Consider the following 16,791-nt stretch of genomic DNA (forward strand, 5'->3'; position numbering starts at 1 on the left):
AATGTAAAACTTTACAGCTTATAATAGTTATTTGTTTTATATTAAATATATGCTTTTATAAGCAATCAGGTAATGACAACAAAATAAAAGGTTTTTTTTATGACATTTGAACGTAAATCTTCGTATGATAAAGCAGATTTGATTAAATCAGGCAATAGTGAATTATTTGGTCATGATGGACCGCCATTACCTTCTGATTTAATGCTAATGATGGATCGTGTCATCGAAATGAACGAAGACGGTGGTAGTTTTGGTAAAGGCTATGTTGAAGCTGAATTAGATATTAACCCTGATTTATGGTTTTTTAAATGTCATTTCAAAAATGATCCAGTAATGCCTGGTTGTCTTGGCCTTGATGCATTATGGCAATTAGTCGGATTTTATCTAGGCTGGATCGGTGGTAAAGGTAAAGGTAGAGCACTTGGTGTTGGTGAATTAAAATTAAAAGGCCAAATATTACCTCATAATAAAAAAGTTACTTATAAAATTAATTTTAAACGCGTTATTAACCGTAAATTAATTATGGGTATCGGTGATGGCGAAGTTTATGTTGATGGTAAATTAATTTACGAAGCAACTGATCTTAAAGTTGGATTATTCAAAGATACTTCTGAATTTTAATTTTTGAAAATATAACTCCTTGTTTAGTGTCAGTGATTAACTGAATATTAGCAGGGAGTATTTTTTTATTTGCTATTCTAAAGCTGGCCTATAATGTATTTTCTTCGCAAATTTTTACTCTCAATTGCATTATTCTTAACTGTAATTAGCCAAGTTCAAGCTGATTTCAATGGTAAAGTGGTTAAAGTTATTGATGGTGATACTGTAGATATACTCACCCCGAAAAAACAAAAAATTCGCGTTCGTTTGCTTGATATTGATGCACCAGAAAGCCAACAAGCATATGGTAAGGCTTCAAGAAAATACTTAGCCTCATTAATTGCCGGAAAAAATGTTTTTGTTCAAGAAAGTAATAAAGATATCTATCAACGTACATTAGGAACCATATACCTAGAACAAATCAATATTAACGCCAAAATGGTAGCAAATGGTTTTGCGTGGGCTTATCGCTATAAAGGCATCGTCAATAATAACAATATGCTGAAACTTGAGTCAAAAGCCAAACAAAATAAAAAAGGGTTATGGAAAGATAAACGTCCGATAGCGCCATGGGAATTTCGTTATCGTAATAAATAATTTTAAATTTTTTTGCTAATAGCTTCCAATAGTTGCAATGTTTCTTCTAATTGCTAATAACCTTCTTCTTGACTCTCAACTAACTTCGTCGAAATACATTGTTTAACTGATTCTAAATTTAGCTTATTCAAAGCCATTTGTCGGTAATTAACTTTATCATCAGATACTATACACTTTATCAAAATAAGTTTTACAATTTTCAATTAATTCATCCATACAGAGCGAAGAGAAACGAAACAAAGTCAAAAATAGGACTTATTTTTTTAGAATTTTTATTTCTAAATTAATAATTTTATAAAAATAAAATTTTATTTATGTTCTAGGGATAATCTGAGAATAAAGAATGGAATAAGGCAAGTTCTATAATAGAAGAGAATCTTACCAGTAAAAATATTACTGGTAAGATTAAACAATCAGTTAGATGATTGTAACATCTGCAGCAGCTGGACCACGAGCACTATCTTGGATAGAAAATTCTACTTGTTGACCTTCGCCTAGAGTTTTAAAACCATCACCAGAAATTGCAGAGAAGTGAACAAACACATCTTTACTTCCGTCTGAAGGAGAAATAAAACCGAAACCTTTACTTTCATTGAACCATTTAACTTGACCAGTTTTTTTAGACATAATAATCTTCCTATAAATAAATTAATCTCTACCATAAAAGGCAATACTTAAAAACATAAAACCTAGACTACTTATTAACAAAGAGAAGACAAGACTGAAGAAAACTAATACAAACGTGATTAAAGTAAACTACAAACTGCATAAATCTAAATGTTACAAAATAAATCTGCATGTAATATGCTGGTGACTATTAACTCATAAAAAGATGATCAATACAAGCAATGTTTTTATTAATTTGCAAATTTTCTTAACATGATTAGTAACCAATTGTTATTAATCATGTTAATTTTTTTATTTTTCTGCTAATTCTTTAGATTTTTTAATAGCAGCATCTACAGCCTCAATTATGGCAGATCTAAACCCTTTTGCCTCTAGCATTTGTACACCTTCAATTGTCGTACCGGCGGGTGAACAAACCATATCCTTTAACTCACCAGGATGCTTACCTGTTTCAAGTAGCAATTTTGCCGAGCCCAATACCGCCTGCGCGGCAAATTTATACGCTTGTTTTCTAGATAAACCACCTTTAACCGCTCCATCGGCAAGCGCTTCAATAAACATAAATACGAAAGCTGGTGAGGAACCACTCGCTCCCACTACGGCATCAATTAAATACTCAGGTACGACTTCTGTTTCACCGATACAATTTAATAATTTCTGCACAACAGCTAATTCTTCATCTGTAACTTCGGTATTAGGTGTTATTGAACACATTGCGGCATTGACTACTGCTGGAGTATTTGGCATTACTCTCACTATTTTTTGCTCATAACCAACACATTTCGCTATAGTTTTAATTGTTACACCAGCGGCAATGGAGATAACAATAGTATTCTTTTTTAATTCTTTTTGAATATCACTTAATACATCAGCAATAATGTTGTGTTTGACGGCTACAAACACAATATCCGATTCTCGTGCCACATCCCTTGCCGAAGTCAAGTTATTAATTGAATAAGACTGATTTAATGCTTGGCCTTTTTCAAGGTGAGGATCATAAACATAAATTTGCGTGCCAGGTACAATATTACTTACCAAAATACCCTGTAAAATAGCATTACCCATATTACCTATACCGATAAAACCTATACGCTGTTCCATTTATTTACACCTCTATCAAAAAAGTCAGTTGGATAATTATAGTACATTTTTCAATAAATACTCAAAGTTTGCTATTTAGTTTTACCCGATAAATGTTTTTGAGAAAATGATCTAATATTTAATGCTAGCTCCGATAAAAAGTTATGATCAAAATTGGTTGGATACTTACCCTCTTTTCGCTTTAATAAATATACTATTTGTTCCGATGTTAATCTAAAGTTTTCACTTAATAACTCTATCCTATTGATTTTTTGATTATTATACATATTCTCATATTGAGAATATTGGCTATCTTTTACCATTTTAGCTTTTGCCTGATGAATATGATATAAACGCCAGTCTTGATAACAACTCATATCAAACTTTTTCGATAAAATATATCCCCAGTCAGTCTTTTTTACATCAGGAAAACGGTTTAAAACGCTATCTATTGGAAGCCCACAACTAATAATAAATTGGTTATTCATTTTTTTAATTTGTTTGACTTGTAATTTTAGTTTATGTTTTAGTAAATGGGTCACTATATACGCTGACTGATTATACATCCGACAAAATAGACCACTATCCTTGATAAAGTATATTGCTAAAGATTGTTCTGTTAATTTAATTTTATCTTCAATATTCATTACTCATTATTTTCACTGTATATTTTTTAAGTAGATGACATGACGAACCTTACCGTGCTATGCACAATAAGGTTCGTTATGCATTTGTTGCTAAATTCAACGCTTGGTGTGCTACGCACTACAAGCTTACTAATTGCTATACTAATATGCATTCACACATGCAACTCTGACATTTGTATAAGTAGCAGGATAGGTATGAACAATACCACTACCTCCACCTAAATCACTTGGATCGACATAATATGGATTCCCATCAACATATACATCACTACTCCAATAGCCATGCCAATAAAGCCAATCACTATCTATATATTCCCCTTCATCAGTATAAGTCATCCCCCATTCGTTAAAAATGCCACCAACCCATTGTGATTGAGTATTTTTATAACTAATGCGTCGTTGATATTCAAAATGATTAAAATTAGGTATACCTTCATGCCAGTCTGCACTATTACCATTGCTATAATCTCGAACACTAGGCAATCGATAGGCGCCTAACTGCTGACAATAAATTTTAGCAGTCTCAAAGGTTGTATTGACATCCCCTTTTTCTCTTGGTCCTTCAGAATTAGCGATATACCAACGAGATAGATTAAAACTATACAATAGCTGTTTTTTTGCATTATCGGCATAAATTTTAAATAATGATGGTGAAAATATTTTAGATGCCGATTTATGATTAGGGCCAAGTAATTTAATATTTAGTACATTATTACTTTTAGGTGTTAATAATAAAGAAACGCCATTTCCTGATATCGGCGAAATAGTTGTACCATTAACTAATATCACTTGTTGAGAAGTTACTCCCTCAAGTAATAGTTCAAAATCTAAACCATGTGAACCTGTAGTCGGAAAATTGCTATCAGGAATTCCAATATTTTGTCGTTTGAAACCTTTATTTGCATCCCATTGTTCAGGAGGACCTAAAAAAACTCCTGTACCATTTAAAATACTTGGTTTTGCATAACATGCTTTTGGTGAATTTGTAGAAATATAATAACTATGGCTACCTCCAATAAAAGTACCTTGTTTAGGAATACCAAAACTAGTAACCAAAATTCCATCATCTACGGTAATTGTTAATTTATAAGGAGATTTACAAGCATCTAAATCACTATTTGGGTTTGATTTGACAAACTCAGTTATATCCTCACCTAATGAGTTCTGCCATTTCACATTTAAATTGCCAGTAATAATATTCAATTCATCTCCATCATTATCCGCCCAAAAATTATTGGTGAATATTACATTAGACAACCCCACTGATGGGTATTTATCATGGGGCAAATAAGTATTAATATCGCTGAATATTGGAGAAACTTTATCTATAAATATAGGATTTGATGGTGTTGATCTATCTTCTGCAGAATTTATTACCTTATTCTCTGGTAATGTTATTGATATTAATGGCAAGACAGAATCCGTAGCGGTATCCCCTCCATCAAAACTAATATAAGGGCTACTACCATGTACCACATTAACAGTGTGAGAAGTCAAAGCAAATACAGCATCTATAGTTAATGAACTAAAAGATAATACAATAAATAACACAATTAAAAATTTTCGCTTATTAATAGTTCTTTTTTGAAATGTAAAACAAAATGTATAAATTTTGTTGCTTAATAAGCTAGATAATAAAAAACAGATGCTAGAATTAAATATAGAAAATAAACAATTATTAAATTTTGGAACTATCTTTTTTTGTAAAAATTGCAGGAATTCGATTAGAATTCTATAAAAAGAACAAGAAACTAAATTCGATGATGGATCATTAATGGCTGGCTGGCTGGCTGGCTGGCTGGCTGGCTGGCTGGCTGGCTGGCTGGCTGGCTGGCTGGCTGGCTGGCCTCTAAACAACTGTATTTTAACATATTTTCAGTCCTTTGTCATAATGTTAATTTTACGACTTGATCAAATTTTCATAATATAATCAAGTCTTAAATTATAATTAAATTTGCAAAATCTGGCAAACTCAATTTGTTAATTTTTTTTAAGATTCTTAAAGTTATTATTTTTCTTCACTCATCACTTTCATTCCACTTTTTTGACCAGTCTGCATTAACGACAATATTTGCTTTATTTTTCCTTCACTAATTAAATTACTCACTGCTGGTGTATTGATAAGTACTTCAAATATCGCTTTACGAGTATCATTATATGAGATTAGTTTTTGACAGATAATTGCTTGTAAACTACTAGACAATTGTGTTCGAATTAACTCACGTGATCCGTATTCAAATACATCAATTATTCGATTAATCGTTTGAATTGCTGAATTAGTATGTAGAGTAGCAAAAACTAAATGCCCAGTTTCGGCAGCTGTTAATGCGGCTTGAATAGTGATTTTATTACGTAATTCACCTAACATAATAATATCCGGATCTTGTCTTAATAAGCTATCAATAGCTTCACCAAAATGTGAAATTTCTCTTTGCTGGATTAGAGACTTTTCATTTTGATAAATAAACTCAATAGGATCTTCTAATGTAATAATATGTTTAGCTGCAACTTGATTAATATATTGAATTAAAGACGCTAATGTTGTTGATTTCCCACTACCAGTTGCACCAGTAACTAAAATAATTCCTGATTCTACATTTACCAATTTTTTCAATATTTCTGGTGCCTCAATTTCACATAAAGTTGGGATTTGTTGGTTAATAATTCTAAATGCAGCTGAAATTCCTCGTTGTTGATAGAAAATGTTTACCCTAAATCTTCCCACATTCTTAAGATAATAAGCAAAATCAATCTGTTGATTTCGTTGTAAAGTTACTTTTTGCTCATCATCAAGTAGATTTAATAACTCAATTTTTAGCTTAATTGGTGATAATTTATCACTTGAGATAAATTTCAATTTTCCATTAATGCGAATGCACGGAGCTTCACCACTAGAAAGATGCAAATCAGAGGCTTTTTGCGTTAAACTAAAGGTCAACATTGAATTTAACATTATTTTTAATTAACCATTCTTTTATTGGGAATTCACATGAACACAGTACATGACAATTTAATAACAATTAAAAACAAAATTAACAAAATTGCTTTAGATTGCGATAGAGATCCCAAGTCAATCGAACTTATTGCAGTTAGTAAAACCAAACCTGTAGAATTAATCTCACAAGCAATAAATGCTGGTCAATTATCATTTGGGGAAAATTATGTTCAAGAAGGTGTTGAGAAGATTACACACTTTAAACATTGTATGCCTGATATCCCTGTTGTCTGGCATTTTATCGGCCCATTACAATCGAACAAAACTAAATTAGTGGCTGAAAATTTTGATTGGATGCATACCATTGATCGTTTCAAAATTGCCCAACGCCTTGATTCACAACGCCCAACAAATATGGACAAATTAAATGTCCTTATTCAGGTAAATATTAGCAATGAACAGACCAAATCCGGCGTTGCAATAGATGAGGTAGCTGATTTGATAAAACAAATTATTACATTACCTAATTTAAGATTACGAGGTTTAATGGCTATCCCTGAAATTGAAAATGATTTTGCGAAACAATTTGCTGTGTTTAAACAAATGAATCAGCTTTTGGGTTCTTTAAAAACTGATTATCCATTTTTAGATACATTATCTATGGGGATGTCTGGTGATATGCACGCTGCTATTGAGGCTGGAAGTACAATGGTTCGTATTGGCAGTGCAATTTTTGGTGCCAGACAATATGTATGATATATTGCTGAGCAAGTTATTTTTTAGGAGTAATCAATGATATCGTTAATCTTCTTAGGAAGAGCTGTTTTAACTATTTGCTTATACGTTGTTATTCTACGATTGTGGATGCAACAGGCAAGAGTCAACTTTTATAACCCATTTACCCAATTTATTGTGCGTATTACCCAACCGATAATTGGTCCATTACGTAAATTAATGCCATCTATCGGACGTATTGATACAGCAACTTGGCTCATTTTTTATCTGTTTGCATTACTTAAAGTTATGTTTATTTATCGTTTCGAGGGCATAGATGCACCGATTTGGAGCCCTTATTATCTTTTATTTGCTTTAGCTGCCATGGTGCATGCTTTTGGTCATTTATTATTTTGGTTATTATTCTTTAGAGCTATCTTAAGTTGGGTTAGTCGTGGTCAATCAGTCGCAGATGAATTACTTGCTCAATTGACAGAACCATTAGTTGCGCCAATTCGCCGGATTATTCCACCAATTGGCATGATTGATCTTTCATTTATGGTTGTTGTGTTTATATTGATGTTTTTGAATTTATTAGCAATCGATTTTCTCGGTAATTTGTGGCTAGCATTCTAAAAAATAAAAGAGAGCCTATGCTCTCTTTTAAATAATATGATCTTCCCAAAAAATAACATCCTTTTCATAAACAATTCTATTTTTAACTGATATTTTTAACTTATGCATTAATTTTTTATTACCGACAATCAGCGGATGCCATTCAGGTAATACTCCTGTTTCGGAAAAATAACGGTAAGTACAAGTTTCTGGTAACCATTCAATAGTCAGTAAATTTTCCCGTGTTAATTTTATACAATCAGGCTCATAATCAAAACGGGTATGATAATGCTTACATTGACAAGTATTTGAATCAAGCAAATTACAGGCAACATTAGTATATAGGATTTCGTCAGTATCTTCGTCCATTAATTTATTTAGACAGCACTGGCCACATCCATCACAAAGTTGTTCCCATTCATCATCACTCATCTGATCTAAGGTTTTATGTTCCCAAAAAGGTTCAATCATACTTTAAAATCATCTTCATTTAACATTTGTAAAAAAAATCCATCCTCTTTGATCTTTTCTTCAATTTCATTTGCTGTTCCAACAACAAAACGCCTTTTACCATCAAGCAATACTTTCATAACAAAGACAGGCGCACCAAAAATTGACATTATCTTTTCCGGTATATGTGAAAAATCATTTTCACGTTCCATATATAAATAACAGTTTTCTTTTTTGCTACTTCTATAGATATAACACCACATCATAAAATTACATCTTACCTCTCAATTATTTCAGGCTATTTTGTAAATAAGCACCAGCACCAAATAATCCCGGATCTTTATGCGTTATGACATAAACAGGAATTTTTTTAACTAAAAAAGACATACGACCTTTGTGTTCAAATGCTTCTCTAAATGGCGATGATTTAAAAAATTCGATGAATCGGGGAACAATGCCACCCGCAATATACACACCGCCTTGGGTATTAAGAGTTAAAGCCAAATTGCCACCAAATCGTCCCATAAAAGTACAGAAATAATTTAAAGTTGCTAAGCAGAGCGGACAACTATTAGACAATGCTTTATTAACGATTATATCTGGAGTGATATTTTCAATCGGTTGATTATTGATTTGTAACAATGCTTGATAAATATTAACAATACCATTACCAGATAGAAATCTTTCTGAAGACACCCGACCAAATTTGTTGCGTAACTGTTGTAAAATTCGATCTTCTTCTTCATTAATCATTGGTAATTCAGTGTGCCCCCCTTCACCGGATAAACTAAGCCAATGTTCGTTTAATTTAATTAAATGTGAAACGCCTAAGCCCGTTCCAGCACCATAGATTGCTATTGGATAATTAAGATTAGCTTCACCACCACCAACTTTTACCACATCATCTGATGATAATTGAGGGATGGAATACGATACTGCAGTGAAATCATTGATAACTTCAAGCTTAGTTAAATTCAATTCTCTAATTAGTTCAGAGCGAGAAAATGACAAATTATTATTCGTCATTTCAATTAAATCACCTTCGTTAATTGGACATGCTATAGCAATACAAGCCATCTCAATAGTTACAGATTGTGATGCTAAATAAGTCTTAATAAGATTGAGCAATACATCATCTTTTGAAATGAGGATTTTAGTTATCGCTGATAATTCATTACTATCTAAATTATAAAGTGCAAATCGGGCATTGGTTCCACCAATATCAGTAACTAGTGCATATTTACTCATGTGATTCCCTTTTAAAAATAAAATCTTTCTAGATAACCATTAATTTAATCAATTCAATTAATGCTATAACATAATGAGTAATATTATGGACTATTTAGATTGATTTAACTAGATTGCTTTAACTGAATTCACTAATGGAATTATTGCCGCTAATAAAATATTAGCGGCTAATATTTGAAATTTGGAGGAAATAACCAACTATAACCACTTTTTAACTTTAAAGTAAATGTAAGGGGCAACACCTGCTAGCAACATCAATAATAAGGATAAAGGATAGCCATACTCCCACTTCAATTCAGGCATGTTTTCAAAGTTCATTCCATAAGCCGATGCAACCACAGTTGGGGGTAGGAATACAACCGAAACAACTGAGAAAATTTTAATTATTCGGCTTTGCTCAATATTGATAAAACTGGTAGCCGCTTGCATCAAAAAGTTTACTTTTTGGAACAAAGATTCATTATGAGGTACCAATGATTCAATATCTCGTATTACCTCTCGTGCTTGCTCTAACTGATCTGTAGGCATCTTTGCTCGGCGCACTAAATAGTTAACCGCACGTTGACTATCCATCAAACAAAGCCGTACTTTCCACGCAGTATCTTCTAGTTCTGCTAAAGATGTAATAGCCTCATCATAATGTTCTTGAGCTGAGCGATCCATAATAATTAAGCTTAACTCTTCAAGCTCACTATAAATATTTTCAATCTGATCAGCTAATTGCTCAACTTTAACTTCAAATAAATCCAATAACACTTCGTATGGATTACCATCATTCATGCCTTGATAACGTGAACGCATTCGGTACAGACGGAAAGCTGGTAAATCACGTTCACGTAATGTAAACAAGCGACCATTGTGTACCGTAAATGCAACTGTTGAGTTACCGGCTCGGTCTTCCGCATCTTCATAAAAGAAGAACGAGTGAACATGTAGTCCTTCATTATCTTCGAAAAAACGGGCTGATGCCTCAATATCATCAAGTTCAATACTTGTCGCTAGATTTTGGCCTAAATTAGTCAAAATCACTTCACGATCAGCTTCTTCTGGTTCAATTAAGTCAATCCAGATCGCATTTTTAATATCGCCTTCATTAATTTTTACTAATTGTTTGTTTTTTAATCCAAACGCATTAATCATAAGGCCTCCAAGAGAAAAAATATTTAAGATATAACATCTACAAATGGCAGGCATTATACTCGTTATAGTAAAAAATTCCTATGATAAAGCGAATCTTTCTGTATTTTAAAATTTTGGATACTTAATTCCAAATTTAAATTAAATTCGGTGATGTTAATTAAGTCTCATGATACAATAATACATATCAGATATTTATGTAATTGTTAGGAGTGTATAATGGCAAACCGAGGTATTAATAAAGTCATTTTAGTAGGTAATTTAGGTCAGGATCCAGAAATTCGTTACATGCCAAACGGTAACGCTGTCGCAAATTTTAGTGTTGCCACATCAGAATCTTGGAAAGATAAACAAACTGGTGAAAACAGAGATCGTACCGAATGGCATCGCGTTGTTGTATTTGGTAAATTAGCTGAAATTGCTGGCGAATATGTCAAAAAAGGTACTCAAGTTTACTTAGAAGGACAATTACAAACACGTAAATGGCAAGACCAAGCGGGTAATGATCGTTATACTACTGAAGTAGTGATAAATGCTGTAGGTGGCACATTACAGATTTTAGGCTCTCGATCTGGTGATAGTTTTAATGATGGCTCACAAAACTGGGGACAAAGTGCTAATAATACTTCGTCTGCTCCTAGTACACCACGTTCTTCAACAGCAAATGAACCAGCAGCTAGTCAACCAACTATGCCTGAACCACCAATGGACTTCGATGACGATATTCCATTTTAATGGTTATTTATTCAATTCTATATTACCTAGGCGTATAAATTACGCCTTTGTTCAATGCATATTCATACATGCTTTTATCAAATAATAACAATTTATTGTATTTAACTTTTCTTAAAACCTGTATTAGAACGGTAAAGATCAGGTGTAACTCCTGCGATATTTTTAAACATAGTAATAAAAGCGGATACTGAACTATAACCAACAGAAAATGCGATATCTTGAATCGATTTATCTTGTTCTAAAAGCGAGATACTATACAAAAATCGTAACCGTTGACGCCACATTCTAAATGACATACCTAATTTTTGTTGGCAACGTCTTGCAAGGGTTCGTTCGGTTGTAAATACTGTTTGAGCCCACTGTTCTAGAGTCTTATTATTAGCTGGGTCTAATTCTAACTCTTTTAAAATAGGAGCTAAATATTTATCGTTCGAACTTGGCAAATAGAATGTGAGGTTAGATTCTATTAAGAGCTGATCGATTAACACTTGTCCTAAACGAAGATCCTGTTCACTTTCTGGCTCCAGAATATTTCGCTCAAAGAATGAATCAATAATAGCATGGCTGATTTTATTTAAACCAAACAAACAAGTGTAATCAGGCATAATTTGGCAATTAGTTATATTAATTGTACGAAACCATGTTAATTCTTTGTTGTAACATCCGTGTTCGGTATATGGCGGAATCCATAATGCAAATCCTGAAGGAGCCAAATATCTATGCCCTTGAACTTTCAAGACAAAAATACCTGACTTAACACATATAATTTGCCCCCAATTATGCTGATGAGAAGAATATTCAGTCTCTGCATTAAATGCTTCATCATGAAGAAACATAAATCTTTTAGATTCCTTATCATTCAAATTAGTTTAAAAAATTAAATTCATGGTAATTAAATAATATAAATATTGTCTTATAATAGCTCTTTTTGTCTGATTCTAGTGATATTTATAAATTAAGACAAGTTAAACTACATCGAATAACTTTTACTATTGTTTACATAAGAAATATATGGCTTATTTATACCCATTGATGGCAGTATTTATTTGGGCTGGCAATCAAGTTGTCAATAAATTATCTGTCGGCGCAATTGAACCTGAGGTTATCTCTTTCTACCGTTGGTTTTTAGCACTTATTCTATTAACCCCATTTTTTCTAAGAGGAATTATTAAGAACTTACCGCAAATCTTTCCTCAAGCTCTTAAATTAATGGTGCTTAGTTTATTAGGTATGGCTTTATATCAGTGCCTTGCTTATTATGCAGCGGCAACAATTAGTGTGTTAACGATGGGGATCATTATGTCTATTATTCCTTTGTTAACTATCCTATTAAGCATATTCATTTTAAAAACACCACCAACTCAAGGGGTGCTAATTGGCAGTATTTTATCTTTTATTGGATTAATCTGGCTGATTAGTGGTGGTGAGCCAACTAGGCTTCTCGAACTTGGGATTGGTCAAGGTGAAATTTTAATGTTAATGGCTGCTCTGTCTTATGCACTTTATGGAGTATTAACCAAAAAATGGACAATGAAAATCACAAATTGGCACTCAGTCTATGTTCAAATTTTGTTTGGTACATTAATGTTATTGCCAGGCTTTTTAATGAGTAACAATTTAACTGTAAATTCTGACAATGTTTGGCTTGTTATTTATGCAGGTATACCGGCTTCAATTATTGCACCATTTGCTTGGATTATAGCTATAAAAAAATTAGGTGCAAATAAAACCGCCCTTTTCTTAAATTTAACACCGGTTATCACTGCAATAATTTCAATACTATTTTTGCATGAAACACTGTGTAGTTACCATTTAATTGGTGGCGGTATGTCATTTATCGGCGTTATATTAGCACAAAACTTAAAAGCACCATTGTTTAAAATCAAGACTTCAAATAAAGATTCATAACTAAACAGTACTGCACTAATATTTATTTAGTTTTCACCTAAGTTAATGTATCTTTTTTATAAATTTCATCTATACTTAATTAGAACTTTTATTACGATTTAGATTGATGTTATGTTGGAACTTATACAAACAGTCGGTTTTGGTTTAATTCTGTTTATTCCATTAACAAACCCGTTAACTACCGTTGTACTGCTATTAGGTCTATCTGGAGATATGACCAATGAGGAACGTAATTACCAGTCGAAAATGACTTGTATTTATGTTTTCATCATCATGATTGTTTCATTTTATTGTGGACAATTGGTCATGAGCACATTCGGTATATCTATCCCTGGTTTACGAATCGCTGGTGGTATGATTGTTGGCATTATCGGTTTTAGAATGCTTTTTCCTCAACAACCCTCGCATAAAACATTAGAAGCAGATGCAAAAAAGAAAGAAGTTTCCAATAATATCGCTTTTGTTCCACTTGCAATGCCAAGTACTGCTGGACCGGGAACAATTGCTATGATAATCAGTATGGCTTCCACTGTAAAAAGTGGTGGATATAATGTATCGACTTGGGTTGTTTATACTTCATCAATACTTGTCCCTTTATTATTATGTATTATTTTATGGTTCTGTATGCGTAGTGCTGGTAGCATAATGCGCTTTATGGGTAAAAGTGGTATAGAAGCCACATCAAGAATAATGGGCTTTTTACTGGTCTGTGTTGGTACACAATTTATTATAAATGGAGTTAAAGAATTAATATTAAACTTCCCAAATATTTGAAAAAGGCTATTTTTTTATTACAATTTTTTTATCTTATTGATTAACTATAGATTTGGGATATTTTTTATCATTTCTACTCGCATCAAATAATCATATAGAGGTAAAAGTTGTTTAAAACCTTTAGCAAGTTTATTCGGTAAATCACCATTTAGAACATCTTCAATATGATTATTGGTTACCATTACAGCAATGTTCTTTCGATTGTACCATGTCGATAATTTTTCATCTTGATCTTTGATTAATGGTCTTTTATACATTTCCCCTACTAATTCAAATGGTTTTTTAACACAATTAATTACCGCCAAAAATTTAGAGGGGTCATTTAGTATTTCTTCTCTAAAGATATCCATAGTAGATTTTGAAGCACAATAATAACCTAAACCATATCTATAGCTATCTGGACCAATTTCAAAAAAATAGGCTGGAGCTTCTTTCCAATCACGATTAGGGCGTTTAAACGTCAACCATAAACGACTACGGTATAATGACTTATCTTTAGAGAATCGCGTATCACGATGAATTCGTGAAATTGTTTTACCTATAGCTGGACGCGTTTCAAACCATTCATCAATTTTAAGCATGGTTGGTGTTAGTTGCTCAACCAATAATCGAAAAGGTTTGATCAAATCATTGTCATAAATTGATCTATGCTCTTCAAACCAAACTCTACTATTGTTAATCCAAGCATCTTGTAAAAAATTTAACCCTTCTTGAGTAAAGCCAGTAAAATTTGCCATATTTTATTCCTGATATAATGCTCTAACTTTATCTAAGTCCTCTTGGGTATCAACCCCAATAGCCGGAGCTTGTTTGGCCACCGCTACATGTATTTTCTCACCATACCAAAGAACTCTTAATTGTTCTAACATTTCTATCTGTTCTAAAGCAGAAGGTGCCCATTGAATATATTGACGAATAAAACCCGCACGATATGCATAAATACCAATGTGACGTAGGTAAAAGTCACCAATCGAATCAAGTTTATTTTGTTCACTCAATTGAGCAAAACGATCACGCTCCCACGGAATAGTCGCCCGAGAAAAATAGAGTGCATAACCATCTTTATCCATAACCACTTTTACAGCACCTGGGTTAAATGCTTCTTCAACGGAAGCAATCGGCACAGCTAAAGTTGCCATTCCTGTCTTGTATTTCACTAAATTATCAGCAACTTGATCAATAATAATCGGTGGAATTAATGGTTCATCACCTTGAACATTTACAATAACTTCATCGTCAGCCAGTTGAAAAGTATTAATGACTTCAGCTAAACGTTCAGTTCCTGAGTTATGCTTATCACTCGTTAAAACGACCTCACCACCATAGCTTTGCACTACATCAAAAACTTGTTGGTTATCAGTGGCAATGATAACTCGACTAGCCGATGACTTTTGCGCTTGTTCCATTACTCGAATTATCATCGGTTTGCCATGGATATCAGCAAGGGGTTTTCCCGGTAAACGGCTTGAAGCATATCTAGCAGGAATAATTACTGTAAAACTCATAAAATTACCTCAAAACTTTAATTATTCTTTATTACAATTAGATTGATTTAGTGAATTTGCTTCGCTTGCTAATAATACCGGTATCCCTTCTTTTATTGAGTAAACTAACCTATCATTTTGGCAAACTAATTGTTGATGTTGCTTATCGTATTCTAATTGTCCATGACATTTAGGACAAGCAATAGCACTTAATAACAGTTGTTTCATTTTTTTTCTCTTTGTAATTTTCTTTCTACAAATAGTGAATAAATCTTTTCAATAGCCTGATTGGGTATCGTAGCATCAATTGGTAAATACCACCAATTAGGTAATGCAAATTGTCGACATTTCACAGCATCTTTTTCGGTCATTAAAAGTGTTTGATTACTTTCAGCTATTTTCTCTAACAATGGCAGGCTAAAATTTTGATGATCAGCAAAAGATTCTGTATGTAACAAATCTGCATTCATTTTTATTAACATATCAAAGAATCGCTTTGGATTACTAATACCAGCAATGGCACAAATATGATGTAATGCCGATAATTGGCTTTTTTCATTCGTTAGTAGATTAACCGCGTAACTAGGGGTTAATTGCATAGTATAAGTTTTATCTGGATACTGATTTGATATATCGCCCGAGCTGTCACCATTTATCATAATTAAATCTACTGATTTCAACCGATTTGTTCGCTCTCTCATAGGGCCTGCTGGGATCCACCAACCGTTTCCGAATAGTCGTTTACCATCAACGACTACGATCTCAATATCACGAGCTAATGCATAATGCTGTAAACCATCATCAGTTAAAACAACATCCAATTGATATGATTTTAATAATTCTTTAACTGCCTCGACTCGCTTAGGTGCGACTGCAATTGGTATTTGAGTTCTTTGATAAATTAAAATTGGTTCATCACCAGCTTGAGCAGTGGTAGTATGTTCATCTAAAATTAATGGATAATGGTCGGATTTTCCACCATAACCACGAGAGACTAATCCAACCTTCAGGCCTTTAGCCTTTAAGGCTTCAATTAAACTGATTGCCAGAGGCGTTTTGCCATTACCTCCTGCTGATAAATTACCAATGACAATAATGGGAATTGGAGATTGCCATGCTTTGAATATACCAAACTTGTATAATTGACGACGAATAAAGCTAATAAATCCATACAATAATGAAAATGGCAACAACAACCAAAATGATTTATTTTTACCATACCATAGTTTCTCAATCATAA

The 16,791-nt window shown here is 32.9% G+C and carries 22 protein-coding genes; 8 read left to right on the forward strand and 14 right to left on the reverse strand.

Translation table 11 applies throughout. The features are described from left to right. The first annotated feature begins 99 nt into the window (after nucleotides 1-99). Together fabA and H3T54_RS01610 are read left to right on the forward strand one after the other, a co-directional pair. Nucleotides 100-621, forward strand: coding sequence for a bifunctional 3-hydroxydecanoyl-ACP dehydratase/trans-2-decenoyl-ACP isomerase (gene fabA / locus H3T54_RS01605; protein ID WP_065579250.1), 522 nt, complete (start codon nucleotides 100-102; stop codon nucleotides 619-621). A gap of 93 nt (nucleotides 622-714) precedes the next feature. Further along, a complete protein-coding gene (locus tag H3T54_RS01610; protein WP_198220549.1) occupies nucleotides 715-1,197 on the forward strand; it encodes a thermonuclease family protein in 483 nt (160 codons plus the stop codon). Between the two features lie 417 nt (nucleotides 1,198-1,614). On the opposite strand, the gene H3T54_RS01615 is transcribed toward H3T54_RS01610, so the two are convergent. From H3T54_RS01615 to H3T54_RS01630, 4 genes are all read right to left on the reverse strand, one after another. After that, nucleotides 1,615-1,824 carry a cold shock domain-containing protein gene (locus H3T54_RS01615; protein WP_065579252.1) on the reverse strand — a complete coding sequence of 70 codons (210 nt, stop codon included), beginning with the start codon at nucleotides 1,822-1,824 and terminating at the stop codon, nucleotides 1,615-1,617. Nucleotides 1,825-2,115: 291 nt separating this feature from the next. Beyond that, complete coding sequence (gene proC, locus H3T54_RS01620) at nucleotides 2,116-2,925, reverse strand: pyrroline-5-carboxylate reductase (protein ID WP_198220551.1); 810 nt, start codon at nucleotides 2,923-2,925, stop codon at nucleotides 2,116-2,118. A 71-nt stretch (nucleotides 2,926-2,996) separates the two neighbouring features. Beyond that, complete coding sequence (locus tag H3T54_RS01625) at nucleotides 2,997-3,551, reverse strand: hypothetical protein (RefSeq protein WP_198220553.1); 555 nt, start codon at nucleotides 3,549-3,551, stop codon at nucleotides 2,997-2,999. 141 nt (nucleotides 3,552-3,692) lie between these two features. After that, nucleotides 3,693-5,102, reverse strand: coding sequence for a hypothetical protein (locus H3T54_RS01630; RefSeq protein ID WP_198220555.1), 1,410 nt, complete (start codon nucleotides 5,100-5,102; stop codon nucleotides 3,693-3,695). A 223-nt stretch (nucleotides 5,103-5,325) separates the two neighbouring features. Between H3T54_RS01630 and H3T54_RS01635 the strand changes: the two genes are divergently transcribed. Further along, nucleotides 5,326-5,481, forward strand: coding sequence for a hypothetical protein (locus H3T54_RS01635; protein ID WP_198223309.1), 156 nt, complete (start codon nucleotides 5,326-5,328; stop codon nucleotides 5,479-5,481). 78 nt (nucleotides 5,482-5,559) lie between these two features. On the opposite strand, the gene H3T54_RS01640 is transcribed toward H3T54_RS01635, so the two are convergent. Continuing rightward, a complete protein-coding gene (locus H3T54_RS01640; RefSeq protein WP_198220557.1) occupies nucleotides 5,560-6,504 on the reverse strand; it encodes a type IV pilus twitching motility protein PilT in 945 nt (314 codons plus the stop codon). Between the two features lie 36 nt (nucleotides 6,505-6,540). Between H3T54_RS01640 and H3T54_RS01645 the strand changes: the two genes are divergently transcribed. Together H3T54_RS01645 and H3T54_RS01650 are read left to right on the forward strand one after the other, a co-directional pair. Next, entirely contained in the window at nucleotides 6,541-7,242 is a 702-nt protein-coding gene (locus tag H3T54_RS01645; RefSeq protein WP_198220559.1) for a YggS family pyridoxal phosphate-dependent enzyme, read from the forward strand. A gap of 36 nt (nucleotides 7,243-7,278) precedes the next feature. Then, nucleotides 7,279-7,836: a YggT family protein gene (locus H3T54_RS01650; protein ID WP_198220561.1), complete on the forward strand. Its 558-nt coding sequence runs from the start codon at nucleotides 7,279-7,281 to the stop codon at nucleotides 7,834-7,836. Between the two features lie 27 nt (nucleotides 7,837-7,863). On the opposite strand, the gene H3T54_RS01655 is transcribed toward H3T54_RS01650, so the two are convergent. The 4 genes from H3T54_RS01655 to corA all read right to left on the reverse strand — a co-directional run bounded on the left by H3T54_RS01655 (nucleotide 7,864) and on the right by corA (nucleotide 10,653). Further along, nucleotides 7,864-8,286, reverse strand: a complete 423-nt coding sequence (locus H3T54_RS01655; RefSeq protein WP_086363791.1) for a YcgN family cysteine cluster protein — start codon at nucleotides 8,284-8,286, stop codon at nucleotides 7,864-7,866. After that, a complete protein-coding gene (locus H3T54_RS01660; protein ID WP_086363790.1) occupies nucleotides 8,283-8,531 on the reverse strand; it encodes a YcgL domain-containing protein in 249 nt (82 codons plus the stop codon). The genes H3T54_RS01655 and H3T54_RS01660 overlap by 4 nt, the downstream gene beginning before the upstream one ends. Nucleotides 8,532-8,553: 22 nt before the next feature. Further along, the gene (locus tag H3T54_RS01665) at nucleotides 8,554-9,513 is read right to left on the reverse strand and encodes a glucokinase (RefSeq protein ID WP_198220563.1); all 960 of its coding nucleotides are present in this window, start codon (nucleotides 9,511-9,513) and stop codon (nucleotides 8,554-8,556) included. A gap of 198 nt (nucleotides 9,514-9,711) precedes the next feature. Continuing rightward, nucleotides 9,712-10,653: a magnesium/cobalt transporter CorA gene (corA, locus tag H3T54_RS01670; protein WP_110447549.1), complete on the reverse strand. Its 942-nt coding sequence runs from the start codon at nucleotides 10,651-10,653 to the stop codon at nucleotides 9,712-9,714. 216 nt (nucleotides 10,654-10,869) lie between these two features. Here corA and H3T54_RS01675 point away from each other — a divergent pair, with 216 nt between their 5' ends. Beyond that, complete coding sequence (locus H3T54_RS01675) at nucleotides 10,870-11,385, forward strand: single-stranded DNA-binding protein (RefSeq protein WP_110447548.1); 516 nt, start codon at nucleotides 10,870-10,872, stop codon at nucleotides 11,383-11,385. Between the two features lie 101 nt (nucleotides 11,386-11,486). On the opposite strand, the gene H3T54_RS01680 is transcribed toward H3T54_RS01675, so the two are convergent. Then, nucleotides 11,487-12,221: an AraC family transcriptional regulator gene (locus tag H3T54_RS01680; protein WP_198220565.1), complete on the reverse strand. Its 735-nt coding sequence runs from the start codon at nucleotides 12,219-12,221 to the stop codon at nucleotides 11,487-11,489. 175 nt (nucleotides 12,222-12,396) lie between these two features. Here H3T54_RS01680 and H3T54_RS01690 point away from each other — a divergent pair, with 175 nt between their 5' ends. Together H3T54_RS01690 and H3T54_RS01695 are read left to right on the forward strand one after the other, a co-directional pair. Further along, nucleotides 12,397-13,293: a DMT family transporter gene (locus H3T54_RS01690; protein WP_110447547.1), complete on the forward strand. Its 897-nt coding sequence runs from the start codon at nucleotides 12,397-12,399 to the stop codon at nucleotides 13,291-13,293. A gap of 111 nt (nucleotides 13,294-13,404) precedes the next feature. Then, nucleotides 13,405-14,067 (forward strand): MarC family NAAT transporter, encoded by a 663-nt coding sequence (locus H3T54_RS01695; protein ID WP_133052222.1) that lies wholly within the window; start codon nucleotides 13,405-13,407, stop codon nucleotides 14,065-14,067. 44 nt (nucleotides 14,068-14,111) lie between these two features. Here the strand turns inward: H3T54_RS01695 and H3T54_RS01700 are convergent, their stop codons facing one another. The 4 genes from H3T54_RS01700 to lpxK are packed head-to-tail and all read right to left on the reverse strand — an operon-like array spanning nucleotide 14,112 to nucleotide 16,789. Next, entirely contained in the window at nucleotides 14,112-14,804 is a 693-nt protein-coding gene (locus H3T54_RS01700; RefSeq protein ID WP_110447545.1) for a DUF2461 domain-containing protein, read from the reverse strand. A 3-nt stretch (nucleotides 14,805-14,807) separates the two neighbouring features. After that, nucleotides 14,808-15,572, reverse strand: a complete 765-nt coding sequence (gene kdsB / locus H3T54_RS01705) for a 3-deoxy-manno-octulosonate cytidylyltransferase (RefSeq protein WP_110447544.1) — start codon at nucleotides 15,570-15,572, stop codon at nucleotides 14,808-14,810. Nucleotides 15,573-15,593: 21 nt separating this feature from the next. After that, nucleotides 15,594-15,779, reverse strand: coding sequence for a Trm112 family protein (locus tag H3T54_RS01710; protein ID WP_086359461.1), 186 nt, complete (start codon nucleotides 15,777-15,779; stop codon nucleotides 15,594-15,596). Further along, nucleotides 15,776-16,789, reverse strand: a complete 1,014-nt coding sequence (lpxK, locus tag H3T54_RS01715) for a tetraacyldisaccharide 4'-kinase (RefSeq protein WP_198220567.1) — start codon at nucleotides 16,787-16,789, stop codon at nucleotides 15,776-15,778. Before lpxK ends, H3T54_RS01710 begins: the two co-directional genes overlap by 4 nt. Between the last annotated feature and the right edge of the window lie 2 nt (nucleotides 16,790-16,791).

This window comes from Gilliamella sp. B14384G10, from assembly GCF_016101685.1.
GTDB lineage: Bacteria > Pseudomonadota > Gammaproteobacteria > Enterobacterales > Orbaceae > Gilliamella > Gilliamella apis_A.